General features: G+C 60.3%; 31 protein-coding genes. 14 read left to right on the top strand and 17 right to left on the bottom strand.

The features are described 5' to 3' along the window. The first annotated feature begins 11 nt into the window (after positions 1–11). Entirely contained in the window at positions 12–263 is a 252-nt protein-coding gene (locus tag GO014_RS11220; RefSeq protein ID WP_116588925.1) for a GlsB/YeaQ/YmgE family stress response membrane protein, read from the top strand. Positions 264–325: 62 nt separating this feature from the next. Here GO014_RS11220 and GO014_RS11215 read toward each other — a convergent pair whose 3' ends face one another. After that, the gene (locus GO014_RS11215) at positions 326–1,933 is read right to left on the bottom strand and encodes a bifunctional metallophosphatase/5'-nucleotidase (RefSeq protein WP_157290423.1); all 1,608 of its coding nucleotides are present in this window, start codon (positions 1,931–1,933) and stop codon (positions 326–328) included. A gap of 242 nt (positions 1,934–2,175) precedes the next feature. Here GO014_RS11215 and GO014_RS11210 point away from each other — a divergent pair, with 242 nt between their 5' ends. From GO014_RS11210 to GO014_RS11200, 3 genes are all read left to right on the top strand, one after another. Continuing rightward, a complete protein-coding gene (locus GO014_RS11210; RefSeq protein WP_157290422.1) occupies positions 2,176–2,637 on the top strand; it encodes a GtrA family protein in 462 nt (153 codons plus the stop codon). Continuing rightward, positions 2,634–3,269, top strand: a complete 636-nt coding sequence (locus tag GO014_RS11205; protein ID WP_210252444.1) for a class I SAM-dependent methyltransferase — start codon at positions 2,634–2,636, stop codon at positions 3,267–3,269. Before GO014_RS11210 ends, GO014_RS11205 begins: the two co-directional genes overlap by 4 nt. A gap of 64 nt (positions 3,270–3,333) precedes the next feature. Continuing rightward, complete coding sequence (locus tag GO014_RS11200; protein ID WP_157290421.1) at positions 3,334–3,984, top strand: ThuA domain-containing protein; 651 nt, start codon at positions 3,334–3,336, stop codon at positions 3,982–3,984. Positions 3,985–3,993: 9 nt separating this feature from the next. On the opposite strand, the gene GO014_RS11195 is transcribed toward GO014_RS11200, so the two are convergent. After that, positions 3,994–4,632: an NrsF family protein gene (locus GO014_RS11195; RefSeq protein ID WP_157290420.1), complete on the bottom strand. Its 639-nt coding sequence runs from the start codon at positions 4,630–4,632 to the stop codon at positions 3,994–3,996. After that, positions 4,629–5,153: a sigma-70 family RNA polymerase sigma factor gene (locus tag GO014_RS11190; protein ID WP_157290818.1), complete on the bottom strand. Its 525-nt coding sequence runs from the start codon at positions 5,151–5,153 to the stop codon at positions 4,629–4,631. The genes GO014_RS11195 and GO014_RS11190 overlap by 4 nt, the downstream gene beginning before the upstream one ends. A 266-nt stretch (positions 5,154–5,419) precedes the next feature. Here GO014_RS11190 and GO014_RS11185 point away from each other — a divergent pair, with 266 nt between their 5' ends. The 4 genes from GO014_RS11185 (at position 5,420) to GO014_RS11170 (ending at position 9,708) form a co-directional block, all read left to right on the top strand. Then, positions 5,420–6,268 (top strand): cytochrome b/b6 domain-containing protein, encoded by an 849-nt coding sequence (locus GO014_RS11185; RefSeq protein WP_157290419.1) that lies wholly within the window; start codon positions 5,420–5,422, stop codon positions 6,266–6,268. Continuing rightward, positions 6,265–7,056: a molybdopterin-dependent oxidoreductase gene (locus GO014_RS11180; RefSeq protein ID WP_157290418.1), complete on the top strand. Its 792-nt coding sequence runs from the start codon at positions 6,265–6,267 to the stop codon at positions 7,054–7,056. Before GO014_RS11185 ends, GO014_RS11180 begins: the two co-directional genes overlap by 4 nt. Before the next feature lie 287 nt (positions 7,057–7,343). Next, a complete protein-coding gene (locus tag GO014_RS11175) occupies positions 7,344–8,747 on the top strand; it encodes a DEAD/DEAH box helicase (RefSeq protein WP_246204588.1) in 1,404 nt (467 codons plus the stop codon). Between the two features lie 67 nt (positions 8,748–8,814). Beyond that, the gene (locus GO014_RS11170; RefSeq protein ID WP_157290416.1) at positions 8,815–9,708 is read left to right on the top strand and encodes a 2-dehydropantoate 2-reductase; all 894 of its coding nucleotides are present in this window, start codon (positions 8,815–8,817) and stop codon (positions 9,706–9,708) included. Here GO014_RS11170 and GO014_RS11165 read toward each other — a convergent pair. Together GO014_RS11165 and otsB are read right to left on the bottom strand one after the other, a co-directional pair. Further along, a complete protein-coding gene (locus GO014_RS11165) occupies positions 9,662–11,128 on the bottom strand; it encodes an alpha,alpha-trehalose-phosphate synthase (UDP-forming) (RefSeq protein ID WP_157290415.1) in 1,467 nt (488 codons plus the stop codon). The genes GO014_RS11170 and GO014_RS11165 overlap by 47 nt on opposite strands. A gap of 64 nt (positions 11,129–11,192) precedes the next feature. Continuing rightward, a complete protein-coding gene (gene otsB, locus GO014_RS11160) occupies positions 11,193–12,005 on the bottom strand; it encodes a trehalose-phosphatase (protein ID WP_157290414.1) in 813 nt (270 codons plus the stop codon). Between the two features lie 213 nt (positions 12,006–12,218). Here otsB and GO014_RS19425 point away from each other — a divergent pair, with 213 nt between their 5' ends. Further along, entirely contained in the window at positions 12,219–12,341 is a 123-nt protein-coding gene (locus tag GO014_RS19425) for a hypothetical protein (protein WP_281351199.1), read from the top strand. On the opposite strand, the gene GO014_RS11155 is transcribed toward GO014_RS19425, so the two are convergent. The 5 genes from GO014_RS11155 to GO014_RS11135 all read right to left on the bottom strand — a co-directional run bounded on the left by GO014_RS11155 (position 12,338) and on the right by GO014_RS11135 (position 15,533). Further along, positions 12,338–12,967: a nucleoside deaminase gene (locus tag GO014_RS11155; protein ID WP_425482080.1), complete on the bottom strand. Its 630-nt coding sequence runs from the start codon at positions 12,965–12,967 to the stop codon at positions 12,338–12,340. The genes GO014_RS19425 and GO014_RS11155 overlap by 4 nt on opposite strands. Then, a complete protein-coding gene (locus tag GO014_RS11150; RefSeq protein WP_179952958.1) occupies positions 12,968–13,732 on the bottom strand; it encodes an META domain-containing protein in 765 nt (254 codons plus the stop codon). Between the two features lie 73 nt (positions 13,733–13,805). Beyond that, positions 13,806–14,315 (bottom strand): ureidoglycolate lyase, encoded by a 510-nt coding sequence (locus tag GO014_RS11145; protein WP_157290411.1) that lies wholly within the window; start codon positions 14,313–14,315, stop codon positions 13,806–13,808. A 3-nt stretch (positions 14,316–14,318) separates the two neighbouring features. After that, positions 14,319–15,137, bottom strand: a complete 819-nt coding sequence (locus GO014_RS11140) for a bifunctional allantoicase/(S)-ureidoglycine aminohydrolase (RefSeq protein WP_157290410.1) — start codon at positions 15,135–15,137, stop codon at positions 14,319–14,321. 57 nt (positions 15,138–15,194) lie between these two features. After that, entirely contained in the window at positions 15,195–15,533 is a 339-nt protein-coding gene (locus tag GO014_RS11135) for an ArsR/SmtB family transcription factor (protein WP_116588939.1), read from the bottom strand. 51 nt (positions 15,534–15,584) lie between these two features. Between GO014_RS11135 and GO014_RS11130 the strand changes: the two genes are divergently transcribed. After that, positions 15,585–16,043, top strand: coding sequence for an SRPBCC domain-containing protein (locus GO014_RS11130; RefSeq protein WP_157290409.1), 459 nt, complete (start codon positions 15,585–15,587; stop codon positions 16,041–16,043). Beyond that, entirely contained in the window at positions 16,040–16,396 is a 357-nt protein-coding gene (locus tag GO014_RS11125; protein ID WP_157290408.1) for a hypothetical protein, read from the top strand. Before GO014_RS11130 ends, GO014_RS11125 begins: the two co-directional genes overlap by 4 nt. Here the strand turns inward: GO014_RS11125 and puuE are convergent. The 7 genes from puuE to GO014_RS11090 all read right to left on the bottom strand — a co-directional run bounded on the left by puuE (position 16,393) and on the right by GO014_RS11090 (position 20,815). Then, entirely contained in the window at positions 16,393–17,811 is a 1,419-nt protein-coding gene (gene puuE, locus GO014_RS11120; RefSeq protein ID WP_157290407.1) for an allantoinase PuuE, read from the bottom strand. The two genes, GO014_RS11125 and puuE, sit on opposite strands and share 4 nt — an antisense overlap. 97 nt (positions 17,812–17,908) lie before the next feature. Continuing rightward, positions 17,909–18,337 (bottom strand): SRPBCC family protein, encoded by a 429-nt coding sequence (locus tag GO014_RS11115; protein WP_157290406.1) that lies wholly within the window; start codon positions 18,335–18,337, stop codon positions 17,909–17,911. Positions 18,338–18,347: 10 nt separating this feature from the next. Beyond that, positions 18,348–18,770, bottom strand: a complete 423-nt coding sequence (locus GO014_RS11110; RefSeq protein WP_343030918.1) for a DUF1801 domain-containing protein — start codon at positions 18,768–18,770, stop codon at positions 18,348–18,350. An 11-nt stretch (positions 18,771–18,781) separates the two neighbouring features. Then, the gene (locus GO014_RS11105; protein WP_157290405.1) at positions 18,782–19,231 is read right to left on the bottom strand and encodes a DUF1801 domain-containing protein; all 450 of its coding nucleotides are present in this window, start codon (positions 19,229–19,231) and stop codon (positions 18,782–18,784) included. Then, positions 19,224–19,442: a hypothetical protein gene (locus tag GO014_RS11100; protein WP_116588945.1), complete on the bottom strand. Its 219-nt coding sequence runs from the start codon at positions 19,440–19,442 to the stop codon at positions 19,224–19,226. Before GO014_RS11100 ends, GO014_RS11105 begins: the two co-directional genes overlap by 8 nt. Continuing rightward, on the bottom strand, positions 19,439–19,762 hold the full coding sequence (locus GO014_RS11095; RefSeq protein ID WP_157290404.1) for an ArsR/SmtB family transcription factor: 324 nt from the start codon (positions 19,760–19,762) through the stop codon (positions 19,439–19,441). The genes GO014_RS11100 and GO014_RS11095 overlap by 4 nt, the downstream gene beginning before the upstream one ends. A 72-nt stretch (positions 19,763–19,834) precedes the next feature. Further along, complete coding sequence (locus GO014_RS11090) at positions 19,835–20,815, bottom strand: LysR family transcriptional regulator (protein WP_179952957.1); 981 nt, start codon at positions 20,813–20,815, stop codon at positions 19,835–19,837. A gap of 111 nt (positions 20,816–20,926) precedes the next feature. Between GO014_RS11090 and uraH the strand changes: the two genes are divergently transcribed. Genes uraH through xdhB form a run of 3 tightly spaced genes read left to right on the top strand, consistent with a single transcriptional unit; the run spans position 20,927 to position 25,071 of the window. After that, positions 20,927–21,274, top strand: a complete 348-nt coding sequence (gene uraH, locus GO014_RS11085) for a hydroxyisourate hydrolase (protein WP_157290402.1) — start codon at positions 20,927–20,929, stop codon at positions 21,272–21,274. Positions 21,275–21,277: 3 nt separating this feature from the next. Further along, the gene (gene xdhA, locus GO014_RS11080; RefSeq protein ID WP_157290401.1) at positions 21,278–22,744 is read left to right on the top strand and encodes a xanthine dehydrogenase small subunit; all 1,467 of its coding nucleotides are present in this window, start codon (positions 21,278–21,280) and stop codon (positions 22,742–22,744) included. Continuing rightward, the gene (gene xdhB / locus GO014_RS11075; protein WP_157290400.1) at positions 22,744–25,071 is read left to right on the top strand and encodes a xanthine dehydrogenase molybdopterin binding subunit; all 2,328 of its coding nucleotides are present in this window, start codon (positions 22,744–22,746) and stop codon (positions 25,069–25,071) included. Before xdhA ends, xdhB begins: the two co-directional genes overlap by 1 nt.

Raw genomic sequence — 25,071 nt, 5'->3', positions numbered from 1 at the left:
AGGAGCGTGATATGAGCATTGTCTGGGCCGTGGTGGTCGGTTTCTTCGCTGGACTGATCGCAAAATGGATTACGCCGGGGGACCGAAAGCCCTCGGGTTTCATCCTGACGACAGTCCTGGGCATCGTCGGTTCGGTTCTGGCGACCTGGCTCGGACAGCAGATCGGTTGGTTCGGACCCGACGACAATGCCAATTTCATCGGCGCTATCGTTGGTGCGGTCATTATTTTGCTGGCCTGGGGTCAGTTGGCTCGTCGCACCTGATTGAATATGGCAAAGAAAAAGGGCGCCCGAGAGCGCCCTTTGCTGTGGTCTGGCTCTCACACCTACTCGATAACGGTGATGCGGCCATCGGTGTAAGGGGTGTATTCGCCACCAAGGGCGGCGATGTAGTCGGCAACGACCTGTTCCAGCGGCGGGCCGAAATCGTAAGCGTTGTCGCCTTCGGCGAAGGTGCCGTAACCGTCGCCACCGCCACGCATGTAGTTGTTGGTGACGATGGTGTAGGTGGCCTCTTCGTCGATCGGCACCCACTCGTCGCCTTCACCCCTGACCAGCACATCGCTGATGCGATCACCGACCGGGTTGGCGAGGGTATAGGAGTACTTCAGACCGGCAACCTGCGGGAAACGGCCTGCGCCGTTCTCGATGTCGGACACACCATTTTCCAGCGCGTCGATAACATCGGCGCCGGAGATATCAACGGTGGCCAGGGTGTTGGAGAAGGGCAGCACGGTCAGCACTTCACCCATGGTGATTTCACCGGCATCGATGGATGAGCGGAGCCCGCCGCCATTTTGGATGGCGATTGTCGCACCGGAGGAAGACGCGGCATCAAGAATGGCGTCCGCAACCAGGTTGCCCATGGAACACTCGACCACGCGGCAGACTTCACGCGAGCCTTCAATGGCTTCGGTCGCGGTGCCGATGACTTCTTCCATCAGCGCGTTGATCGGCTCCTGAAGCTCAGCCAGGCGGGCAACATAGCCTTCGTCGGGGGTGACCGATGCGTCCATGATGATCGGAGCGCCTTCGGCCGAGATGACATTGCCCTCGTCATCCCAGGTGACAACGAGGTCACCGAGATATTTCGCATAGGCGCCGGCGGTGACGACAGGCACTTCATTGCCGGCGGGCCCATTGACCATTGTGGGGTATGGGCCCACAGCGTTTTCGTCAGTGTTGGAAAGCAGCGAGTGGGAGTGGCCGCCCACGACCACGTCAATGTTGGGAACATTGGCAGCGACCTGCAGGTCCTGCGAGTAGCCAATATGTGTCAGCGCGATGATCTTGTTCACACCGGCCGAGGTCAAGGCTTCGGCCTGAGTGGTGAGGCTGGTGATGGTATCTTCGAACTCGACATTGTCACCGGGAGACGAAGTTTCGTCGGTGTCTTCCGCCAATGCTGAAACAAAACCAATCTTCTCGCCGCCAATCTCCAGAACCAGCGTGCCCGGCACGCGACCGGCCAGCAGGGGTTCGTTCTCGACATTGGTATTGCCCGAAATAATCGGGAAATTCACCGCATCGAGCAGCTTGGCAAGTTCTTCGGGGCCGTCGTCGAACTCGTGGTTGCCCACGGCCATCACTTCAATGCCCAGATCATTGGCGAATTCGGCAATGATCTCGCTACGATACTGGGTGTAGAAAAGTGACCCCTGGAACTGATCACCTGCATCGACCAGTACGACGTTTTCGCCCTCAAGGGCGGCGCGCTTGGCGTCGATTGCGGTCTTGAGACGGGCAATGCCGCCAAAGCACTCGCCAGCGGCATCGTCTTCTGCGCTGCAGTTAGAGTCCGTGCCAGTGATCGGACCAAATCGGGAGTGGAAGTCGTTGATGTGCAGAATGTTCAGGCTGAACTCTGCATGAGCGGCTGTTGAGAAGCCGGCGCAGAGTGTGAGCGCGGTTGCGCCCAGAAGCAGTTTCTTCATCCCTGATGTCCCTTGTACTTGTTGCAGTCGTCAGTGCATCTGCCAATCAGCCCGACGCCTGAAGGGCCGCCAGCAGTGTCATAAAACAACTAATCAGCTAATTGTGACAGTGGAAAGTGGACCTTTTGGTCAAATTTCTGACCGCGTTTCTTCGGGTGGGGTTCGCGGCTGGGACTGTAACGCGGTTGCAAGGGTTTAAATGTAAAGCTGGGTAATCGACCCGCCTGCAAGAACCGCTGCTAATGAGTGTTGCCCTGGAAAGTCTGATGCATGTGAACCCTGAGCAGCGGGCAACGCGCCCGGCCGGTGGTGGGGTCCTGATGTTCTTCGTGATCGGCGCCTGCGCTGCTGCCAGCTTTGTGGTGGCAAGCACGGCTTTGATCTGGGTGCTGCCCATGGTTGAAAGCTGGCTTCTCAGCACGTTCTGCTATGCAGCATGCATCGTCCCGGTCTACCTGCTGCACCGGCGCTTCAGCTTCTGTTCCGAAGCGCCGCATGGGCTGGCGCTCCCGCGATATGCGGCGGTGCAGATAATGGCACTGGCGCTGGCCAGCGTGTTCAGTTTCCTGCTCCATGGGACGTTCGCCCTGCCCAGCCTGATGGCGGCAATCCTGGTGATCGCGCTGACCTCCGGACTCAATTACCTTGTGCTGCGCAAATGGGCCTTCGGCCGAGACCGGCGGCTCGACGTTAAAGCGGCATGAGCATGCAGTCCTGGAGCAAGCGCCTGCTTAACACTGTCCACGGTGCTTTGATCTTCAGGCGGCGCGTCGAGGCGCTGGCGGATAGTCTGGCTATTGCCATTCCGAGCGATGCCATCCGGGTGCTCGATCTCGGGTGCGGCGACGGGCAGGTGGCCAAGGCAGTTATGCGACGGCGCCCTGAGCTCGTGATCGAGGGTGTCGATGTGCTGGTGCGACCGGTGACGCATATTCCAGTCACCGCTTATGACGGGGTCAGGTTGCCATTTGCCGACCGGCAGTTCGATTGTGTCACTATCGTCGATGTCCTGCACCACACTGAAGCCCCCAGCCGCGTGCTTGCAGAGGCGGCGCGGGTGGCTTCCGGCAGCGTGGTGATCAAAGACCATTTGCGTGAGGGCATATTGGCTGGACTTACGTTGCGATTGATGGATTGGGTCGGGAATCGTGGGCACGATGTACGGCTCAACTACAATTATCTCGATGCCAATCAATGGACCGAGCTCTTTGCTATGGCGGCGCTCAAAGAGACGTACAGGCAGGCAAAACTTGGACTTTATGGCCCGCCGTTGAGTTGGGCGTTCGGGCGGCGTCTGCACTTCGTGAACAGGCTTGCCCACATCAATCGCGCCTGATGGGCTTTCAATACCAGCCCAGTCGGGTATTCTCCGCGCCGTTTGATTTGCAGGGGAAATGCTCATGCGCAGTGCTTTGATTGTCTATGGTGGCTGGGAAGGTCACGACCCGGAGGAATGCGCCACCATCTATCGCCGCTGGCTGCATGAGGACGGCTACTCGGTGCGGACTGCGACCGAGACCAGCGCCTTCGCCGATCCTTCGATCGCTGATCTGTCGCTGATCATTCCGATCTACACGATGAGCAAGATCGAGAAGGAGGAGGCCGAGAACCTCGCCAATGCCGTACGCGGTGGCGTCGGTCTCGCCGGTCATCACGGTGGAATGTCCGACGCCTTTCGCGAGTCAGTCGTCTACCAGTTCATGATCGGTGGGCAGTGGGTGGCGCATCCTGGCGACATTCTCGATTATACCGTCGATGTAACCAAGCCAGATGATCCGATCATGGCAGGGATCAAGTCCAGCTTCCCCTATACGTCCGAGCAGTATTACATGCATGTCGATCCGATGATCGATGTGCTGGCAACCACAACGTTTAGTGGTGAGCATGCGCCCTGGATCGAGGGTGCCGTAGTACCCGTGGTGTGGAAACACCGATACGGTCAGGGACGAGTCTTCCACTCGACCTTGGGGCATTCGGCCAAGGAGTTCGAGAACCCCAACTTCGCTACCATCATGCGCCGTGGCATTAACTGGGCAGCGCGGGACGAGTAGTCCCGCCCGCTACCAGCGGAGCAGGTATCGCCCGATGATCGCGCCCAGGAGCGCGGTCAGGGCCACGCCCAGAGAATACCAGGTTGCCATGAACATCATGCTGGTTTCGCCGCAATAGAACGCATAGGTCGCTGCACCAAAGCCCCCCGACAGCAGGCCTGCGGCCAAGCCCGCCATTGTTGGCGAAGAGGGCGCAAAGCGGCGCATCACGCTGAGTAGTACCGCCAGCAACGGCGCCGACGTGACGATAATCAGCCAAGGGCACACCATGGCAGTGCCGCCCATCAGTACGGGCATGGCCCAATCCGACTGCATCCAGCCCAAGGTGCCGACAATCAGGGCCAGCACAGCCAGCGCACTGGCAAGCAGCAGCGGCCAGATGCGATACTGGTCGGGACGGGACAAAGCCGGCACGGCGATCAGCCCAAGACTGCCCAAGCCCATGGTATAGCCCAGCTTGCTCCAGAACATGGAGTTGCCCCAGGCGCCGCCAAAGGGGCGGCCGACCAAGAGGTCGAGCACCAACGGGCCGACGAGGATAGTGGCGAACAGCCCGATGGCCAGAGCCAGCCAAATTCGCTTCTCCAGCGCCCGCAACGGTATCGGCTTGAGGTCGGAGGTCAGGCGGTCGATCAGTTCATTGGTCATTTGCTGCCTCCCGCAAACCTGTTCATCAGGGATTTGAGGCCTCGGTGGATCGAGACCTTTGCAGCAGTTTCACTCATGCCGTGGCGAGCGGCCGCCTCGGCGATGCTGGCACCCTCGATACGGGTCTGGCGGATGAGATCGGCGGTTCGTTCGGGCACCTCGGTCAGCACCGCATCGACATCTCGGCGGTCGGCAGCGTGGGCGCTGTCGTCGAACGCAAATATAGGCGCGTCGTCATCAAGGTGGACGGTGGGACGGATCGCGTGGCGACGGACATGGTCGACAAACTTGTGATGTGCAACAGCGTGCAGCCAGGCGGTGAAGGGCCGGCTGCGGTCGTAGGTCGAGCGTTTGGTGTGCAAGGCTAGTAAAGTTTCCTGCACCAGATCCTCCGCGTGCGAAGCATGGGACGGGCTCAGGCGTCTTGCGAACCAGGGTCGCAAATAGCGCGTGAGTTCGGCCAGCAGCCGGCGATAGGCGGCTGCGTCGCCGTCGAGTGCGGCGAGCATCAACTCGCGCATCCGTTTCTCGGTCGCATCCGCCTGCATTGGTTCTCCATTCGCGCCGCCTGTTCAGGAGGTTACACAGCGGGAACAAAAAAGCGAGCGTCGAACACGGCTGCGTGAACAGGTAACCCGGTATGAGGCTGACGCGAATATGTTGATGTCGGCAGTGCGGGCCTAGAATACTGTGCTGACCACAATAACATCGACGTGATGGCGACCCTCTGCCCGATGCGCTACCGTTACTGAAGGCAGGAATGAATTTTATCCGCCGAGGGGAAAACATGACAGAAGACGAGGGCCTGCCGCCCGCAAAAGGTCCGCTGATCTATCGCCAGTCCATCTGGACGCGGCTGACCCATTGGGTCTGGGCGATATGCCTGTTCTTCCTGCTTCTCTCCGGTCTTCAGATCTTCAATGCCCACCCCACCCTTTATATCGGCAAACAATCCGGCTTCGAATTCGACAATTCAGTGCTCAGCATTGGTGCTGTCAACACGCCAGATGGGCCACGCGGGCAAACCACAGTGTTCGGGCAGACCTTCGACACGACCGGCGTTCTAGGCATGAGCGGACCGGCCGCCAATCCAAGCTTTGTCGGCTTTCCCGGCGCGGTAACGATCCCGTCCTTCCGCGACCTCGCGACAGGGCGGGTCGTGCATTTCTTCTTCGGCTGGATTTTTGTCGCGGCCTTGTTCATCTGGTTTCTGGCCAGTTTCATCAATGGCCATTTGCGGCGGGATATCCTGCCCAAGGGCCGTGACTTTACGGGATTGCCACGGGATGCCCTGGACCATGCGCGGCTGCGTCTGCACCACGGCCGGACCTATTCGCCGCTACAAAAGCTGAGCTATTTCGCGGTCTTCTTTGTTCTGTTTCCGCTGATCATTCTGACGGGTTTGACGATGAGCCCTGGCATGGATGCTGCCTGGCCCTGGCTGCTGGATATTTTCGGGGGGCGGCAGACCGCGCGCACTATCCATTTCGTTGTGATGGTGCTGCTGGTGCTGTTCTTTGTCGTTCACATCATCATGGTGCTGCTGGCAGGACCGCTTAACGAGCTCCGCTCCATGATTACCGGCTGGTATCGCACCAGCCCAGGCACGCCCAGCGAACAGGGAGACAAGCCATGAGCCGCCTGATCGTCAATCGCCGCAAGTTTTTGGTGGGTTCGGTGGCGCTGGGGTCATCCCTGGCCATGTCGGGCTGCAGCCAGTTCGACTTTCTCGGGCAGCGCGGCAATCCGGTGCGCCAGGCGTTGGAGCAGGCCAATGTGCTGACCTATCGGGCGCAGCGTGCGTTGATCGGCGATCAGGTGCTGGCACGCGAATATGCGGAAAGCGAAATCCGCCAGGGACAGCGCCCCAATGGCTCGACTGATCCCACAACCGCAGAATACTTGTTCCTCAAGCAGGCCAATTTCGAGCCTTACCGGCTGACCATCAAGGGCATGGTGGATCGTGAGATCAGCTTCTCACTTGCCGAGTTGCGCAATATGCCGGCGCGCACGCAGATCACCCGGCACGATTGTGTCGAAGGCTGGAGCTGCATTGCCAAGTGGACCGGAACACCCTTGGGGCCGGTCCTCGACCAGGCCGGAGTGAAGCCGGCTGCGCGCTATTGCGTCTATCACTGCTACGACAACATTCAGCGCGGTCTGTCCGGGGACATTCTGTACTATACCAGCTCGGATCTAGTGGATGCCTATCATCCACAGACCATCCTGTCTTATGGGCTTAACGACGCGGTCTTGCCGGTGAGCAATGGTGCCCCGGTTCGCCTGAGGATCGAGCGGGCGCTGGGCTACAAGCAGCCGAAGTATCTGCATACCATCGAGTTGGTGGACGACTTATCCCCATTTGGCGGCGGCAAGGGTGGCTATTGGGAGGACAATGGCTATGACTGGTATGGCGGCATCTGAGAAAGGGCAGCGGCGCAGCACACCACCCATGCGTCCAGCACGCTTGCCTTTTTCCGCCAATTCCCCCATATGAACGCGACGTCACGGCAAAATGGCCGTGGATGGACTTCCCTTCTTACTCAAGCGGTGAGCGGCGAAGTCGACCCGGATACCCCCTGAATGTGCGGTCCGGGTTTGAGCCAGCACCCGCGCGATAATCCCATCGCCCGATTGCAAAGTTGATAGAAGCGCCACCCGCGTTGCGGCTTGGCGCATGCGCGGTTTTGCGCAAGATGAAAGATAAGAGTTTGAACGATTTTACCTCGCTCGGCCTGCCGACACTGATCACCGACAGCCTGACTGCCGGCGGCTTTACCGAGCCCACCAAGATTCAGGCCCAGGCCATTCCCAAGCTGCTTGAGGGCCGGGACATGATGGGCATTGCCCAGACCGGTTCTGGCAAGACGGCAGCCTTTGGCCTGCCGATCCTGGCTGGCCTTCTCGAGCTGACCGGTCGTCCCCGGCCGATGACGACCCGTGCGCTGATCCTGGCACCGACGCGCGAACTGGCCGTGCAGATCGACGAGAATATCCGCAAGTTTGCTGGCTCGAAGATGAAGCTCGATACGGTTCTCGTGCTGGGTGGTGTGTCGCGCTACCACCAAGTGCAGAAGATCGCCAAGGGTGTCGATGTGATCGTGGCCACACCGGGTCGTCTGAAGGATTTGCTAGACGACAATAAGATCCGCCTCAACGAAACGCGCTGGTTGGTTCTGGACGAGGCCGACCGCATGCTCGATATGGGCTTTATCGCGCCGGTGCGGGCTATTGCCAAGGCAATTGGCCTGCGTCGCCAGACCATGCTGTTTTCTGCCACCATGGCGGCGGAGGTCGAGGACCTGGCAAAATCGCTGCTGAAGGAGCCAATCAAGGTCGAGGCAGCGCCGCAGGGCTCTACCGTGGTCAAGATCGACCAGCGGGTGATCATGTCCGGATCCAAGGCCAAGCGCGGCGTGCTCAACGATCTGCTCGGCGATGAAGCTGAAGGTATGGAGCGGGTTATTGTCTTTGCCCGCACCAAGCATGGCGCCGACCGGGTGGCCAAGAACCTTGCCATTGATGGGCATGATGCCGCTGCCATTCACGGTAATAAAAGCCAGAATGCCCGCCAGGCGGCGCTCAAAGGCTTTGCGAGCGGCGGCGTGCGCATCTTGGTTGCGACCGATATCGCGGCGCGCGGCATCGACGTCAAGGACATCACCCATGTGGTCAATTATGACCTGCCGGATGATCCGGAAAACTATGTGCACCGCATTGGCCGAACGGGCCGTAACGGCGCCTCGGGCATTGCCATTACGCTGTGTGATGGTACGGAAAAGTCCAAGCTACGCGATGTCGAACGGCTGATCCGCCGGACACTTCCGGTGTCGGGCGATCTCAACCTGGTTGAAGAAGCGGCAGCGCCGCGTCAGCAGCGCAGCAATGCCGGTGCTCCGGGTGGCGCCCGCACGGCCCGCAACCCGAAGTCCAAGAACCCGCGCAAGTTCAACACGCCGCGTCCGGGAGGCGAGCGCAGCAAGACTGGCGAAGGCATGCCACATTCCGCCCGGCCAGCGGGCAGCAAGCCGGCCGGCGCCAAATCGGGCAAGCCGCGCTGGAACAAGGGTCAGCGCGATGCTGGCCGTGTCCGGCGCGCTTCAGCCAACGCCTGAATTACATTTTTAGGTTAGATAAGTGGGCGGCCTTCGGGCCGCCCACTGCATTTCTGAAGGGATTGCCATGATTTCCATCGCCATTGTCGGGCCGGGCGCCATCGGGGGCACCCTTGCTGCCTGGCTGGCCCAGAACGCAGCCTTTGATGTTTCGGTCTGCGTGCGCACGCCGATCACCGATCTGGAGGTGGAAACGCCGCAGGGTGTGATCACGTCCACACCGAAAATTCTGACAGCCCCCTCACAGGCCCGGCCGGTCGACTGGGTGCTGATCACGACCAAAGCCTATAGTGCCGACGCGACCGCGCCATGGCTCAAGGCTCTAACCGGGCCGGAAACGCGGGTGGCGATCATCCAGAACGGAGTGGAGCAGGTGAGCCTGTTTGCTCACCTTGTGCCGGTAGACCGGCTGGTGCCGGTGATGATCAACCTGCCGGCTTCGCGCAGCGCGCCCGGTCGTATCGTCCAGAGCCGGAATGGCATCATCGCGGTCCCTGCAGGGCACAATGGCGAGACGTTCGCGGATTTATTTACCCAGACGGAAATCGAGGCGGCAGCACATGCCGATTTTGTGTCCCAGCTCTGGGTCAAGTTGACCAGCAATTGTGTGGCCATTGTTCCGGCGCTGACCTTGCGGGCCACCGGGCCGGTCTGGTCCGATGACATGGAGGCCATCGTTCGCGCTCTGGCTGAAGAATGCGCCGCTGTTGGACGGGCAGAGGGCACAGAAGTGCCTCAATCGGTGGTAGAGGACACCGTCGAGAACATGCGGACCATGAAGGAGGGCGCGATAGGCGGCTCGATTCATGCTGACCGGCTGGCGGGCAATCCCATGGAAATCGAAGCCCGCAACGGGGTCATCGTGCGGCTGGGCGAAAAACATGGCATCGCCACCCCGGCCAACCGCATGCTGGTTACACTACTGGCGGCGTCGGGGACCCCATGGCGTTCGGGGGCGTAGCCAACTCGCTCGCGGAGCCGAGATAAAGCACGTCGCGCGTGGCGCTGGGCTTGTCCGGCCCACCCTGAGTCAGATGGTTGAGGAAGCTCACTGCCCAATCATCGACATTGTGCTTCTGCGCGGATTTCATCAGAGCCGCCCAACGCTGCTTGCGCTCATCGAGTGGCATGTCGAGGGCCATGCGCAGGGCCTCGGAGGTTTCGTCCGTATCAAACGGATTGACCAGAAGACCTTCGGGGAAGATCTCGGCCGCACCGGCAAAGCGCGACAAGACCAGCACGCCTGGGTCTTCCGGGTTCTGGGAGCCTACGAATTCATGTGCCACCAAGTTCATGCCGTCGCGCAACGGCGTGACCAAGGCCACACGAGCCATGCGGTAAAGCCCGGCCAGGCTTGGTTGACCATAGGCGCGCTTGACATAGGTCAGGGGCTGCCAGTCGGGTTCGGCGAAACGTCCCATGACCCGGCCGCACATTGCATCCAGCGTATCGCTGGTTTCCTGGTATTCCTTGATGCTGTCGCGCGATGGCGGCGCCACCTGCAACATATGCACGGATCGGCGCAACCGGGCATTGTTGGCGAGCAGCTTTTCATAGGCTTCGACGCGTTGCGGCAGGCCCTTGGAATAGTCGAGCCTGTCCACACCCAGGATCAGCCGCTGATCGCCCAGAACCCGCTTCATACGATTTACCATCTTGGTGGCGGCAGGGCTGACGGAGAGCCTGGCAAAGGCATCCGGGTCCGAACCGATGGGGAAGGCCTCTACCTCGGTGCGGCTGAAGTCGATCGCCTGCACCTTGTGGCCACCAAAGGTGGAGGGCGCTTGGTGTTCGGCAAATTCGGTGAACGCTGCGACGTCGCGCTTGGCCTGCATGCCGACCAGATCATAGCGCGACAGGTCGCGCATGAGTTCTTCATGGTGCGGAATGGCATAGAGCGCGTCAGTCGTGGGAAATGGAATATGCAGATAGAAGCCGATGCGGTTGCGCGCACCGAGCTGGCGCAATTCTGACGCTAAGGGGATCAGGTGATAGTCATGCACCCAGACCACGTCATCGAGCTTGAGTAGCGGCAGCAGGGCTCTCGCAAATTGCTGGTTCACCCGGCGGTACCCCTCATACCAGTGGCTTTCAATCGTTGCCAGGTCGAGGCGCAGGTGGAAACTGGGCCAGAGAATGGAATTGGAGAACCCCGCATAATAGGCGTGGTGATCTTCACGGCTGAGATCGATCTGTGCGACCTCGAGGCCATCGATATCCTCAATGCGGGCTTCGCGGGCGGGTTGCTCCGTCAGCTTGCCAGACCAGCCGAACCAGAAGCCCTCCCTTTCGCTCAGTACCTTGCGCAGCGCGACGGCAAGCCCACCGGCAGCGGGACCCTTGCCGGGCGTACGGTTCGATACGATGACGATGCGGCTCATGTGGCTGGTGCCCCCGTGTCTGGTTGAACATAAATGTGTGCCGGCAGGGCCGACGGTCGTCAGGTCAGTGTGCAGTCGTCTCTGCCAGGATCGGCGTTTCGTCTGCGAGGTTGCTGGTTGCCTGCGGCCCAGTAACGATTTGGGTCAGGCCCTCAAGCAGCGCATATACAGATGCAACGTCGGCGATGCGCATGCGAGCAATCGTCTTGCCTGGCCCGAGCTTGATGCCGATGCCTCCGAGCTCCTGCGCGGCGCGAAAGCCATCCTCATCGGTTGTGTCGTCGCCGATGAATATTGGCGTGCGGCCGGCAAAAGGCTCTTCCTGCATGAAAGCCTTAAGGGCGCTGCCCTTGTCGAAACCAGAGGGCCTGGCCTCGATGACCATTTTGCCCGGCACGAGTGCGAACCCGGGATGGGCTGCAGTGGCCGCCTGCATGGCGAGCAGGCAGTCTTCTTCCAGCTCCGGCGCCTGACGGAAATGCAGCGCAACGGCGCCGTCCTTGGGTTCCAGGATCAATTCGGGATGTTCTTCAAGCAATGGTGCCATTGCTCCGGCGATGGCCTTGGCTGCGCTGGTGATCTCTGCATCAAGCGCCAGAAGCGTGCCATCCGCTTTGCGCCTTTGGGCGCCATGCGCGCCGGCGACTGGCAGGTGCAGTGGGGACAGAAAGCGGTCGATATCGGCAATCTCACGTCCGGTGATCACCGCAAATGCATGATTGAAGTCGCGGGCAGTCCGGTCCAACTGGTCCGCCAGATCGGCGGGGACGTCGACGGCGTCAGGTGTTTCGGCGATTTCAACCAGCGTGCCGTCGAAATCGGTGAAAATGGCGAGCAACGGTGCCGCGCCGCCAGACTGTGCGATCAGTTCGGACATGGCTACCCCTTTGGTTACATTAATGGTCATAGCTTGCAACGCGCGGGGGCGTAAAAAGTTCGGGCCTCATGGCTGGTATGCGCCCGGCGGGATTTATGAATGACACATTAATGGTGCATAGGTCCTGCGTTCAAAGCGGCCTGCGTAGAAGGAACCGAGAGCGGAACGGGGTGAGCCCGGACCGCCACGAATAGAATGAGGGTTCTTCACGTCATGTCACAGCTCTTGCTTACCGCGTTGTTCGCTCTGTCGATCAGCTTCCTGACCTTTGCCGCCTCTTTCGCCGAGGCTCCGCGCAGCGAATACATGCCAGCTGTCACCGTGTCCCTCGACTAGGGCAGCGGGATGCCCTTGCCGCCCTTGTCCTTCTGGTAGCGTTCGGACAATTCGGCATAGAGGGCGTTGAGGTCGTCGATGCGCGCCAATAGCGCCTCACGATTGCTGCGGGCGAGCCCGGCGATCATGTCCTGCAGGCCATGGCTGGTCCAGAAATCATTGCTGCGATTGTATAGGTCGCGCGCGGGGGACACGGTGCCGGTCTCGGGCTCTGGCACCGCATAGACGGACTTGAGGATCTGGATATCGTAGGGGATGGCGAAACCGTCGCGGCTGTCCTGATGGCTGAACAGGTAATAGAAATTATCAAAGCCTGACCAGGTTATGCCGGAAAGGCAAAGCGAGCAGGGCTCGTGAGTCGCCAGAAACAGGCAGTCGCTGGTGGTCGGCCGCTGGTCGGCGGGCAGTTCGAAAAAGCGCTTGATGGCATGCATTTCACCATGCCAAAGCGGATTTTCGATCTCGTTATTGGTTTCGGCCACGATCACCGAAAGATCGGACTTCTTCAGGATGGCTGCGCCGAACAACTTGTTGCCGCGTGCAACACCCTTGGCGGTGACGGGGGCAATGTCCTTCTCGATGACGTCGAGCAGGCGTGAAATCAGTTCAGCAGTCTCCAAGCCAATCTACTCCGTGGTGCGTACAAGCCCGATGAGCGGTACACCGGCCGCATCGAGCAGCCGCAGTCCCTGATCATCGAGTTCATACGATGCCACGGCGGACAGCGCCGTGAAATAGGCGTTCTCTTCACTCATCAAGTCCGGTGCGCAGGCCATGCGGGTTGCCGCAGCTGGACCGAATGTCAGTGCCTCAGTGTCTATGCTGGCTTCGGTGAAGTAATTGTTGCACCCGCCGAACCCACCTGCGCGATGATCCGGCGCAATCGAGAGGGTCGGTGGTCGCGGCGCAGCGACCGGCCGGCCGCCGATGCTGGTGACCGTCCAGAGCGTGTCGAAGAGTTCTGGTGGTGTGACGGGAATGGGGGGCTCCGGGCTGGGAGGCTGGGTTCGCGTTCGATAGACCATGATCGCGGTCGGCGCGCTATCTCCGATGGTTACGGGCACGGGAACAGCCGTGCGAAACAGTACCTGTCCGGCACTTGATATCTCGGCTTGCAGTCCATAGGCACCATTTGACGCTTCGATGTGCGAATGCACATTGAACGCAAAGCCAATTGGCACCTGGCCCTTGGCGGGAATGCCGGCTGACGCCCCCACGACAGGGGCCATCGTCGCCAAATCGACCAGGGTGACGCGGAGCCAGGCGTCAGCCGGCAGGGTCATGCGCTCGCGATAGGTCACGGTACCGTTGAGCGTGGTCGCGGCCATGGCTGGCGCCGACAGGATCATCAGTAGCAGTGCAATGGCCTGGATAAGCCTTGAAAGGTGCATTTCTGCCTCCATCCCTTTGCTGCACAAACTACAGCAAGCGCCTGACGGTTGCGAGACATGGACCGTTTCAAGGTTACTCGCGGCGGTCTGCCACGATGGTCCAGGGATGCTTGAAGTGGTGCTCTTCGAGGTTGTCTCCGTCGCCGCCGCGATCAACCACGAGAAATTCGCTGGTTCTCTCCAGAGGTGTCAGTACGCCGTGCCAGACATTGATGGCGATGTTGACTCCTTGCCCGGCCACAGGACGAAAAGCGCGAAGTCGCGTTGGTTCGCCGCGATTGTCCTGCGCAACAATCACCAGCCAGGGATGACCCGTGAGGGGGAAGAATGCCTGGCTCCCCAGGGGATGCCGTTCCATCATTAGCAAGTCGAGCGGCAGGGCGTATGGGCGTCCGCGGAATATCGAGATCAGGGGCCGGGCTCCGTCGCCTTCCAGTTCAATCCGGGCCAGGTCGTGAAAACGCTCCGTCATGCCCAGATTGATCGGATAGTGATCGGCGTTCTCGGTCTGGATAACCTGGCCGAAGGGTGCGAAGGCTTCTGCGGTCAGGGGCTCGGTGAAGATCGTGTTGTGGGCTGGCATGGCTCAAAACGGCAGTTTGGCGTGGCGGTTGACGTCCTTGTAAAGCAGGTAGCGGAACCGTTCGGGACCGGCGTAGCAGGCTTGGGGGCAGAAGGCGCGCAGCCACATGAAATCGCCTGCTTCCACTTCCACCCAGTCGCGGTTGAGACGATAGACCGCCTTGCCTTCGAGCACGTAGAGACCATGCTCCATAACATGGGTTTCTTCGAAAGGAATGACCGCGCCGGGTTCGAGCGTAACAATGTTGACATGCATGTCGTGCCGGACGTCATCCGGCTCGACAAAACGCGTGGTGCCCCAACGTTCATTGGTGTCGGGCATCCAGCGGATCGGCTGGTCGTTGTCGCTGGAGACAAAGGCTGCGGGCGTGGCGATACCCTCGACCGCTTCATAGCGCTTGCGCACCCAATGGAAGCGCACAGTTTCGGTGGATTTGTTCACAAGGCTCCAGGCGCAGCCCGGGGGCAGGAACGCATAGCCGCCCGCTTCGAGCAAATGGGTCTTGCCTTCGATGGTGACGGTCATCTGTCCTGACACCACGAACAGGACGCCTTCGGCCCCGGGATTGTCTTCTGGCCGCTCGCTCCCACCGCCGGGCGACACTTCCACAATGTACTGGGAGAACGTCTCGGCAAAGCCGCTCATGGGGCGGGCAATGACCCAGAGCCGCGTATCGCGCCAATGGGGCAGGCAGGAGGTGACAATGTCGCGCATCACCCCGCGTGGAATAAGGGCGTAGGCCTCGGTGAAGGTGGCGCGGCCCGTGTGCAGGTCCATCTGACCGGGCAGGCCGGCACTGGGAGAGGCGTAGGAAGAGACCATGACTTGCTTCAAATTGTGTCGTGCTGGCTCGAGTTTAGAGGTTTGCGAAGGCCGAGGCTATGGGGTGGCGCCTCGGGCGTCGACCCTGTGCTTGAGTTTGCTCAGCATGGCGGCGGCATAAGCCGCATAAGGCCCGATCCAGCGTTCGTGAATCGCGTGGACGGGCAGGGCGTCGAGATGGTTCCAGCGCTCGCGCCCTCGCTTTTCAGCGACGACCAGCCCGGCTTCTTCCAGCACGCGCAGATGTTGCATCACCGTGCAGCGGTCGATCTCGGGTATGAGGTCGCACAGCATACCGGTGGTGCGGGATTCCGCTTTGAGCAGGTCGAGAATGCGCCTGCGCACCCGGTGCCCTAGGGCCTTGAAAATTAGGTCATATGCATCGTCGTTTGACATGTTATATAATTATAACATATGATCTCAGACGTCAAGCAGATGGAGGGTCTGATGGCCTATGAATTTACCGTTCGAGGGCGCATTTCGCGCCCGGTGCATGAGGTGTTCGACGCTGTCGCCGATCCGACGCAGCTCTCGCTTTATTTCACCACCGGTGGTGCCAAGGGGCGGCTGGAAACTGGCGCAACGGTAACCTGGGATTTCCTCGATTTTCCCGGCGCGTTTCCGGTGAATGTCGTGGAAGTCGTGCCCAACAAGAAGATCGTGCTGACCTGGGACGCACCGCCGGATGACGACCCGGCTGGCAACTACCAGACAACGGTTACAATGGGTTTTGAGTCACTCGAAGACGGGCGGACCTTGGTTCCGATCCATGAGGCAGGTTGGCGCGAGAACGAGGCCGGGCAGAAGGCGTCATATGGCAATTGTGAGGGCTGGACCGGCATGCTCTGTGCCATGCGCGTGTGGGTGGAGCACGGCATCAATCTGCGCGAGGGGTTCTACAAATGACGTGCATTGCTGGCGGCGTGAATATCGCCATGAAAGTGCCCGCGCATCAGTACGACGGGGTTGTCGCTTTTTACCGCGAGACTCTGGAATGCGAGGAGATTGAGGGGGGAGCAGATGTGTCGTTCAGGTTCGGCCCGAACCGGCTTTGGATCGATCGCGTCCCCCAGCTCAGTCGTGCGGAAATCTGGCTCGAACTGGTGAGCAAAGACTTCGGGGCGGCGGCGCAGAAGTTGGAGCAGGCGGGTATTGTCCGCGATGATGGCATTGAGCCACTGCCCGAGACAATGACGGCCGGCTGGTTCTTCAACCCAGCTGGTATTGTTCACTTGCTGCGTTTGGATACAACACCCTAGGGCAGGATGGCCTGCAGGCGCAGCAGCGCGATGCGCTCGACTTGCGCGCAGGCCGTGGCGAATTCTTCGGCGGCCGTATTGGCGATGCGCTTCTCGAAGTTCTCCAGAATTGACTGCTTGCTGTGGTCCCGGACGGCAATGATGAACGGGAAGCCGAATTTTTCGACATAGGCGTTGTTGAGCGTGGTGAACTTGTTGCGCTCGTCATCGGTCAGGGCGTCGAGACCTGCCGAAGCTTGTTCGGCGGTAGATTCGGCGGTCAGGTGCTTGGCGGCGGCAAGCTTGCCGGCAAGGTCCGGGTGGGCTTTGAGGACAGCCAGGCGCTCTTCGGGTGTGGCCATGCGGAACTGGGTTCGCAAAGCAAAATGCAGGCCAATTGCCGTGTCATTTGCCGGCCCCATTTCGGCCTCCCAGGCCCGCTCGGCAATCCAGGGCGAGTGTTCGAAGATCGAGCCATAGCGGGCAATGAACTCAGCGCGGTCAAGTTGGCTGGGGATCACTTCAGGCGCCTTATAGGGGTGCTCCTTGGCCCAGTGCCGGGCGATGTCGAGGCGGGTGGGGATCCAGACCTTGTCGAAGCCCGTGATGTAGTCGATGAATTTCTTGAGGCCCTGATAGCGGCCGGGTTGACCGATCAGTCGGCAGTGCAGACCAATCGACATCATTTTGGGTGACCCTGCCTGGCCTTCGGCATAGAGGCAATCGAAACTGTCCTTGAGGAAGGTGAAATACTCCTCCCCATTGTCGAAGCCGGGCGCCGTGACAAAGCGCATGTCGTTGGCGCTGAGCGTATAGGGAATGATGAGCTGAGGCTTGCCGCCGATCACCTTCCAATAGGGCAGGTCATCGTCATAGGTGTCCGAAATATAGGCGAAGCCACCGTGGTCGGCCACGAGGTCAACCGTGTTGAGGCTGGAGCGGCCGGTGTACCAGCCGAGCGGGCGCGAGCCGGTGGCGATGGTGTGCAGCCGGACCGCTTCGGCGATCTGGGCGCTTTCTTCGGCGGCCGGCATGTCCTTGTGCTGCACCCATTTCAGGCCATGGCTGGCAATTTCCCAGCCCGCTTCCTGCATGGCTGCAAGCTGGGCCGGCGCGCGCATCAGGGCCGTCGCAACGCCATAGATTGTCAGGGGCAGGTTCGCTTCGGTGAACAGCCGATGCAGCCGCCAAAAACCGGCGCGGGCCCCATATTCATACATGGATTCCACATTGGCATGGCGCTGGTCCGGCCAGGGTGCCGCGCCCAGCACGTCGACCAGGAAAGCCTCCGACGCATCGTCGCCATGCAGGATGTTGTTCTCCCCACCTTCCTCGTAGTTGAGGACGAACTGCACCGCGACATGGGCGCCACCAGGCCAATTGGCATGGGGCGGGGTTTGGCCGTAGCCATGCATGTCGCGGGGATATCGGTTCATGGATGAGTCTCTTCTGCGTCAGGCGGGAGGCTCAATGGTAAGCAGAAGCGCCGCCCCTGCGCTAGACTGAAGCGGCGCTTGTCTCCACAGAGGGACGTCAACCGCCGATCGCTGCAACCGCTTCCAGCTTCTCGAGGAATTGCTTCCAGCCGGCATGGGCACCGCCATAGGCCTGCTTCTGCTCGGTGCGGAATCCAGCCCGCTCCACGCGCAGAAGGGTGCCGGTATCGGTCGGGGTCAGGGTGTAGGTAACCACGCTTTTGAGTGCGTAAAGTGGGTCGTCATTATCGTGATCCCAGGCGTATGAAAGAGAGCGTTCCGGCTCGAAGGAAAGTACCTCGCAATCGAGAACGCCGCCCCATACGCCGCGGAGCTTGAATTGGTGGCCGACCCTGAGATCAAAATCATTGGCCATCAGCCATTCCGAGATCAGGTGTGACCGGGTCAACGCCTTCCAGACTTTGGATAGTGGCTGGGGGATTTCGCGCTCGACGATGACGGAGCGGGTTTGGGTTGCGGTGGTCATGCCAGAGATCCTATTTCCGGGCACGTTTGGAGGCAGCTTCGCCATTGGCCATAGCGGCGGCCTGAATCAGTGCCTTGAAGGCGGGTTCGTCGATGGCCTCGCTCTCGAAGAAATCGATGGCACGGCGAACATTGCCTTCGAGGCTGGCATTGAACAGGTGATCTGGATCCTCAAGCGAGGCACCCTTGGGGAAAGTGGATTTCACCGCCGCCTTGTAGACTTCGCCCGTGCACAGGATCCCATTGTGAGACCAGACGGGCTTGCCCCATTTCCATTCTTCTTCCACATCAGGCAGGGCCTCGTGGATCAGCTTGCGAATCTGGGCCAATTTGCCGCCCCGCCAATCCGGCAGGTCGGCAATGCGCTTGTCGATCAGCTCGCTTGGCGTTGCGCCGGTGGCAAGATCTGCGGCGCTGTTCTTGAAGAATGTCACAATCCAACTCCTTACACCTTTTCGCCGGGCAGCTTGCTGGCCTGTCTCACCCAGTCGGCGAACTGATCTTCGTCCAGAGTGTCGTTCTCATAGATGTCGAGATAGCGCACCTTGGCCTGTTTCGAAGTACCTGGCGGCAATGGGCGCAGTTCCGCGCCATTGTGGAAGGCCACTTTCACGTACTTGGTCATGCAGTGGTAGCTGACGAAGTAGATGTCCTGCTCCAACCCGTAGAAAGGCGTGTTCCATTTGACCGCCTTCTGGATGCCGGGAACTGTCTGCTCGATGATGGCGTCCAGTTTACGGCCGACATCGCTCTGCCAGCCGGACATGGCGTCGATGTATTTCTGAACCACTTCGTTGCCATAGCCCTTGGCGATCTGGGGATTGCCGCCGGAGAGCCGGACGATGCCGTCAGGCCCAGGCTTGAGCGGCGGACGCTTGGGTTTGGCATCAGACATGGTTCAGGCCTGCGCGGCGGTGCGCATAGTGCTGGACGAACATGAACAGGCCCGAGAACAGCAGGAGGAAGAGCGGCAGTAGCGGCGAGAAGGTCACAAGCGGGGGCACGCCGGCCTGACCCAGGAAGCCGATGGCGACGAAATTGGCGATCACCGTCAGGGTAAAGATCATCGAGGTCCAACGGTGAAACGCACGGATGAAACGGGTCATTGATCCATCCTTGTGAGCAAATTTTCGAGGGCATCGAGCCGTGCCTCCCAGAAGTTTGTCATTTCCTTGGTCCAGTCCATCAGCGGCGCGAGCGCCTGGACCTGCGCGGAATAATGGGTCTGACGGCCTTCGTGGCGATCACGCACCAGACCGGCCTGCTTGAGCACGGCTAAATGTTTCGAAACGGTCGGCTGAGCGACGCCGGCAAAACCGGTCAACGTGCCAACAGTTTGCTCGCCTTGCTTGCAGAGCTGTTCGAAAATGGCGCGCCTGGTGGGGTCGGCCAGCGATCGGAACAAGGCATCCTGATGGTTGTTCATTTCAATCCATTCATGAACGGCTATGGATTAAACCAATAGCTCATTGGCTATGGATGTCAATCCCGACTGCATTCAAATGGCGCCTGGGAGCGAAAGGCCTTCGAAGAAGGTCTTGGCGTGTTCAAAGAAAATCGCCGGTGCGAGGTGGAGGGCGCTGCCTGAGCGCACCAGAATCCCAAAACGGTTCGTGGGCAGACCATCATCGTGCAGTGGCCGGAACAGGAGCCGGCCAGCCGCGATCTCGTTCTGCGCGCCGATCGGGGTCATGATTGAGGCGTAATGGCCACCCAGGGCGAGTTCGACCAGCAAGCGGATGGAGTTTACTTCCACCAAAGGCGGTGTGATGTTTGCCGAGGAATGGAGGAAGGGTTCAATCACTTCGCGGATCGAAATTTCTGGCTTTCCGACGGCGAGGGGATGCTCGAGGCACTGCGCCATTGTCAGGTTTCTGACGCCCGCCAGGGGATGATCGGGCGCCATCACGGCGCCGATGGAAACATCGCGGCGAAAGGCCACGTCCACCTGCCGGGGCGGCTTGGCGATGAAGCCAAAGCCGATATCGATACGCTCCTCGACCAGGCGCTCGACCACTTCGGCCGAGGAAATGATGGAGACATCGAGATTGAGACGCGGGTAGCGCTTGCCGAAATCGCTTATGAGTTGGGGCAGGAAGGACAGACCAACGCTTTCGGCCGTTGCGATGCGGACCGAGCCGGCCCTGACACCGCGGAGCAATTCGATCTCCGATACAGCCGCTTCCATTGGGGCGGCAAGGCGGCGCGAATGGCGGAACAGGATTTCGCCGGCGGGTGAGAGGCGCAGGCGCCGCTTTTCGCGCAGGAACAGTTCGATGCCCAGCGCATCCTCGAGTTGCGCGACCTGCCGAGTGACGGCCGATGAGGCTATGTTGAGCCGCCGCGCGGCCTCGCGGATGGACAGATGGGTGGCGACGGCGTTGAAATAGATCAGCGATGGCTGGTGGAAAACCCGCGCCAGCAGGCTTGCCGACAAAGCATGCTCGCGCGGTCTTTCCGGTGGTGTGCGCGGGTCCATGTCATTGTCCTCTTGTTGCCAAATTGGCAGCATAATGCTCCCAATTTGAGAGTATCAAGAGCAAGTGCCCGTGCTATTGTGGCTGTCGGGGAACCAATACGGAGCAGCAAGATGGGCGGAGCCCTCACCACCCATGTCCTTGATACCATGCATGGTCGCCCAGCGCGCGGTATGCGTTTGGAGCTGCATTATGTGCATGGCGATCACACCCATCACCTGCTGGACAGCTATACCAACGCGGATGGGCGGGTGGATCAACCGCTGCTGAGTGAGGAGTTTCAGCACGGCGAGTACGAAATCCGTTTCCATGTGGGGCAATATTTTGAACGTGTCGGCGTAGAGATCGAAACTCCATTCCTGGATGTGGTGCCGATCCGCTTTACCATTTCCGAAGACAAGCACTATCACGTGCCGCTGCTGGTCAGCCCCTTCGCCTATTCTACCTATCGGGGGAGCTAAGCCATGGTCGAAGTCGCCAATGCCTTGAAATTCCTGCTCAATGGGGAAGAGGTGACACTGACCGATGTGCCGCCTGACCTGACCCTGCTTGACTGGCTTCGGCTGGAGCGGCGGCTGCGTGGCTCCAAGGAAGGCTGTGCCGAGGGAGATTGTGGCGCCTGCACGGTGCTGGTTGGACGGCTGATGGATGACGAAGTCATCTATGACTCAGTGACTGCCTGCATCCGCTTTGTCGGCAGCCTGCATGGTACTCATGTGGTGACCATCGAGCATCTGCGCGGCGAGAACGGTGCACTTCATCCGGTGCAGCAGGCCATGGTGGATCATCATGGTTCGCAATGCGGCTTCTGCACGCCGGGTTTCGTGATGAGCCTTTACGGCCTCTGGATGCGCAATCCCGAACCGTCGCGGGCGGCCATCGAGAGGGCGTTGCAAGGCAATCTTTGCCGCTGTACCGGCTATGCGCCAATCATCCGCGCTGGCGAGAAGATGGGCACCTACGGCGGACCGGAGGGCGATCCGCTCTTGGCCGAACGCATCGCGGTCAAGGAAACGCTCCAGGCAATGCACGATGGTCGCCGCGTCGAAATCGGCGAGGGCAGCAATCGCGTCATCATACCGGCTTCGCTCGATGATTTCGCGGCCGTATACGAGGCAAATCCGGAAGCTCGTATCGTTGCGGGATCGACCGATGTGGGCTTGTGGGTCACCAAGTTCATGCGCGACATCGGGCCGGTGATCTTTATCGGGCATCTGCAGGAGTTGAAGCGCATCGCCGAGAATGACAGCGAAGTGCGATTCTATGCCGGGGTATCCTATACGGAGGCGCTACCGGTCATCGCGTCAAGATTTCCCGAACTGGTGGAGTTGTGGGACCGTATTGCAGGCGAACAGATACGCAATATGGGGACAATTGGGGGTAATATCGCCAATGGTTCGCCCATCGGTGACACGCCGCCGCCCTTCATTGCCCTGGGTGCCAAGCTGCATTTGCGCAAGGGTGTGCACCGGCGCGAAATCAAGCTCGAAGATTATTTTCTGGCCTATGGCAAACAGGATCGCCAGCCGGGTGAATTCGTCGAGAGCATAACTTTGCCCTTGTTGCCCGCCGGGGAGAAGTTTGCCACCTACAAGCTCTCCAAGCGGCGCGAGGAGGATATTTCGGCGCTATGCGGTGCGTTTCGGGTCTTCGTCAATGATGCCGGCCGGGTGGGTATGGCGCGCATTGCGTTCGGCGGTATGGCGGCGACGCCCAAGCGTGCCCGGGCGGTAGAAGCGGCACTGATTGGTCAGGCCTGGTCGATGGAGACCATCGAGGCGGCCATAGCTGCCTTCGCCGAAGATTATCAGCCGATCAGCGACATGCGCGCATCGGCCGATTATCGCATGCTTGCAGCACAGAACCTGCTCAAGCGTTTCTTCCTGTGGACACAGGAGCGGAGTGAGCGTCTGGCGAGGGAGGTGGCGTGATGAACAAGCAGAGCGATATCTCTCTCGCCACACTCCATGTGCCTACGCGACACGACAGTGGTCCGAAACATGTAACCGGCACGGCTGAATATATCGACGATATGGTCGAGCCGGTGGGCACGATGCATGCTTATCTGGGGCTTTCGACCAGGCCGCATGCCGAGATCCTCGGTATGGACTTCTCCGAGGTATTGGCAGCGCCCGGTGTGATCGGCGTGCTGACCAATGACGACGTGCCAGGCGAACTCGATATCAGCTCGGCGCATGTGCATGACGAGCCGTTGTTTGCCAATGGCGAAGTGCACTTCTGGGGACAGCCCATATTCGCGGTGATCGCCGAAACGCGTGACCAGGCGCGCCGCGCCGCGCACCTGGCCAAAGTTGACTACCAGGATTTGCCTTTTTTCACGGACGTTCGTTCGGCCCAGGCGGCCGGTGGGCAGCAGGTGACCAAGCCGCTCAAGCTCGAACGGGGCGACGTCGAGGCAGGCCTGGCTGCCGCGCCGCACCGCGCCAAGGGTGCCGTCGCCATTGGCGGGCAGGACCACTTCTATCTGGAAGGCCAGATCGCGCTCGCAGTACCGGGCGAGGATGAAGACGTTACGGTGCATTCCTCGACCCAGCATCCGAGCGAAGTGCAGTTGATCGTGGCCCATGCGCTGGGTATCCGGCAGAACGCCGTGACCATCAATGTGCGCCGCATGGGCGGCGGCTTTGGCGGCAAGGAAACCCAGGGCAACCTGTTTGCCGTGGTGGCTGCGCTGGCGGCCAAGAAATGGAACCGGGCCTGCAAGATCCGTCCTGACCGCGATGACGATATGAGCGCGACCGGCAAGCGGCACGATTTCGTGGTCGACTATGATGTCGGCTATGACGAGGACGGCAAGATCCTTGCCGTCGACGCTGTCTATGGCGCGCGAGGCGGGTTCTCGGCCGATCTGACCGGTCCGGTGACCGATCGGGCGCTATTTCATTGCGACAATGCCTATTGGTATCCGGCAGTGCGGGCGCGGTCCGAACCGCTCTATACCAATACGGTGTCCAATACCGCCTTTCGCGGATTTGGCGGCCCGCAGGGCATGGTGGCGGCCGAGCGCTGGGTAGAAGACATCGCCTATGCGCTGGGTAAAGATCCGCTGGAAATCCGCAAGGCGAATTTCTACGGCACGGATACCAACAATGTGACGCCCTACCACCAGAGGGTGGAGGACAACATCATCCATCGGGTGGTGGAAGAGCTGGAGGCGTCTTCTGACTATCAGGCCCGGCGCCAAGCCGTGCTGGACTTCAACAAGTCGAGTGCCGTGCTCAAGAAAGGTATTGCGCTGACGCCGGTGAAGTTCGGCATCTCCTTTACCGCCACCTGGTACAACCAGGCAGGCGCGCTGGTGCATGTCTACAGGGACGGTTCGATCCATTTGAGTCATGGCGGCACCGAGATGGGGCAGGGGCTCTATATCAAGGTGGCGCAGGTGGTGGCCGAGGCATTCGGGGTCAACCTCGATACCGTCAAGATCATGGCAACCTCGACCGGCAAGGTGCCCAATACGTCTGCTACGGCCGCCTCGTCCGGCTCGGATCTCAACGGCATGGCGGCCTGGGATGCCTGCGAGCAGATCAAGGCACGCATGCTGACCCATGCGGCAAAGCTGTATGACGCAGAGGAAGCCGACTGTCGCTGGGTCACCGGTGGGCTGGATGTCGGCGAGAGACACGTTCCCTTCGCCGAACTGGCAGCCTCTGCCTATATGAACCGGGTGCAGCTTTCCGCAGCCGGCTTTTACAAGACGCCGAAAATCCACTGGGATCGGGCAACCGGGCGCGGCCACCCGTTCTATTATTTTGCCTATGGTGCATCAGTCAGCGAGGTTACCATCGATACGCTGACCGGAGAATATACGGTGGACCGCGTCGATATTCTGCACGATGTGGGCAAATCGCTGAACCCGGCCATTGATATCGGCCAGGTAGAAGGCGGGTTCATCCAGGGCATGGGGTGGCTGACCACAGAAGAGCTGGTGTGGGATGACGAGGGCCAATTGCGCACCCATGCGCCATCGACCTACAAGATCCCACTAGCCTCCGATGTTCCTCCGATTTTTAATGTGCAACTGGCCGAATGGTCGGTGAATAGAGAGCCGACCATCGGCCGTTCCAAGGCGGTTGGAGAGCCGCCTTTGATGCTGGCAATCAGCGTTGTCGAGGCATTGGGCATGGCGGTTGCAAGTGTGGCCGACTATGCCATAGCGCCCCGGCTCGATATGCCGGTGACGCCAGAGCGGGTGCTGATGGGCGTTGAGCGCATGAGAAAGGCCCGGATCAGCTGA

This window comes from Devosia marina (assembly GCF_009758415.1).
GTDB lineage: Bacteria > Pseudomonadota > Alphaproteobacteria > Rhizobiales > Devosiaceae > Devosia > Devosia marina.
Note: the sequence above shows the minus strand (reverse complement) of the source record. Positions and strands in the feature narration are given on the sequence as shown.

Bases quoted from the DNA above. Each gene is read 5' to 3' on its own strand.
- GO014_RS11220 (WP_116588925.1), top strand. From the start codon at position 12: ATGAGCATTGTCTGGGCCGTGGTGGTCGGTTTCTTCGCTGGACTGATC.
- GO014_RS11215 (WP_157290423.1), bottom strand. From the start codon at position 1,933: ATGAAGAAACTGCTTCTGGGCGCAACCGCGCTCACACTCTGCGCCGGC.
- GO014_RS11210 (WP_157290422.1), top strand. From the start codon at position 2,176: ATGAGTGTTGCCCTGGAAAGTCTGATGCATGTGAACCCTGAGCAGCGG.
- GO014_RS11205 (WP_210252444.1), top strand. From the start codon at position 2,634: ATGAGCATGCAGTCCTGGAGCAAGCGCCTGCTTAACACTGTCCACGGT.
- GO014_RS11200 (WP_157290421.1), top strand. From the start codon at position 3,334: ATGCGCAGTGCTTTGATTGTCTATGGTGGCTGGGAAGGTCACGACCCG.
- GO014_RS11195 (WP_157290420.1), bottom strand. From the start codon at position 4,632: ATGACCAATGAACTGATCGACCGCCTGACCTCCGACCTCAAGCCGATA.
- GO014_RS11190 (WP_157290818.1), bottom strand. From the start codon at position 5,153: ATGCGCGAGTTGATGCTCGCCGCACTCGACGGCGACGCAGCCGCCTAT.
- GO014_RS11185 (WP_157290419.1), top strand. From the start codon at position 5,420: ATGACAGAAGACGAGGGCCTGCCGCCCGCAAAAGGTCCGCTGATCTAT.
- GO014_RS11180 (WP_157290418.1), top strand. From the start codon at position 6,265: ATGAGCCGCCTGATCGTCAATCGCCGCAAGTTTTTGGTGGGTTCGGTG.
- GO014_RS11170 (WP_157290416.1), top strand. From the start codon at position 8,815: ATGATTTCCATCGCCATTGTCGGGCCGGGCGCCATCGGGGGCACCCTT.
- GO014_RS11165 (WP_157290415.1), bottom strand. From the start codon at position 11,128: ATGAGCCGCATCGTCATCGTATCGAACCGTACGCCCGGCAAGGGTCCC.
- otsB (WP_157290414.1), bottom strand. From the start codon at position 12,005: ATGTCCGAACTGATCGCACAGTCTGGCGGCGCGGCACCGTTGCTCGCC.
- GO014_RS19425 (WP_281351199.1), top strand. From the start codon at position 12,219: ATGTCACAGCTCTTGCTTACCGCGTTGTTCGCTCTGTCGATCAGCTTC.
- GO014_RS11150 (WP_179952958.1), bottom strand. From the start codon at position 13,732: ATGCACCTTTCAAGGCTTATCCAGGCCATTGCACTGCTACTGATGATC.
- GO014_RS11145 (WP_157290411.1), bottom strand. From the start codon at position 14,315: ATGCCAGCCCACAACACGATCTTCACCGAGCCCCTGACCGCAGAAGCC.
- GO014_RS11140 (WP_157290410.1), bottom strand. From the start codon at position 15,137: ATGGTCTCTTCCTACGCCTCTCCCAGTGCCGGCCTGCCCGGTCAGATG.
- GO014_RS11135 (WP_116588939.1), bottom strand. From the start codon at position 15,533: ATGTCAAACGACGATGCATATGACCTAATTTTCAAGGCCCTAGGGCAC.
- GO014_RS11130 (WP_157290409.1), top strand. From the start codon at position 15,585: ATGGCCTATGAATTTACCGTTCGAGGGCGCATTTCGCGCCCGGTGCAT.
- GO014_RS11125 (WP_157290408.1), top strand. From the start codon at position 16,040: ATGACGTGCATTGCTGGCGGCGTGAATATCGCCATGAAAGTGCCCGCG.
- puuE (WP_157290407.1), bottom strand. From the start codon at position 17,811: ATGAACCGATATCCCCGCGACATGCATGGCTACGGCCAAACCCCGCCC.
- GO014_RS11115 (WP_157290406.1), bottom strand. From the start codon at position 18,337: ATGACCACCGCAACCCAAACCCGCTCCGTCATCGTCGAGCGCGAAATC.
- GO014_RS11105 (WP_157290405.1), bottom strand. From the start codon at position 19,231: ATGTCTGATGCCAAACCCAAGCGTCCGCCGCTCAAGCCTGGGCCTGAC.
- GO014_RS11100 (WP_116588945.1), bottom strand. From the start codon at position 19,442: ATGACCCGTTTCATCCGTGCGTTTCACCGTTGGACCTCGATGATCTTT.
- GO014_RS11095 (WP_157290404.1), bottom strand. From the start codon at position 19,762: ATGAACAACCATCAGGATGCCTTGTTCCGATCGCTGGCCGACCCCACC.
- GO014_RS11090 (WP_179952957.1), bottom strand. From the start codon at position 20,815: ATGGACCCGCGCACACCACCGGAAAGACCGCGCGAGCATGCTTTGTCG.
- uraH (WP_157290402.1), top strand. From the start codon at position 20,927: ATGGGCGGAGCCCTCACCACCCATGTCCTTGATACCATGCATGGTCGC.
- xdhA (WP_157290401.1), top strand. From the start codon at position 21,278: ATGGTCGAAGTCGCCAATGCCTTGAAATTCCTGCTCAATGGGGAAGAG.
- xdhB (WP_157290400.1), top strand. From the start codon at position 22,744: ATGAACAAGCAGAGCGATATCTCTCTCGCCACACTCCATGTGCCTACG.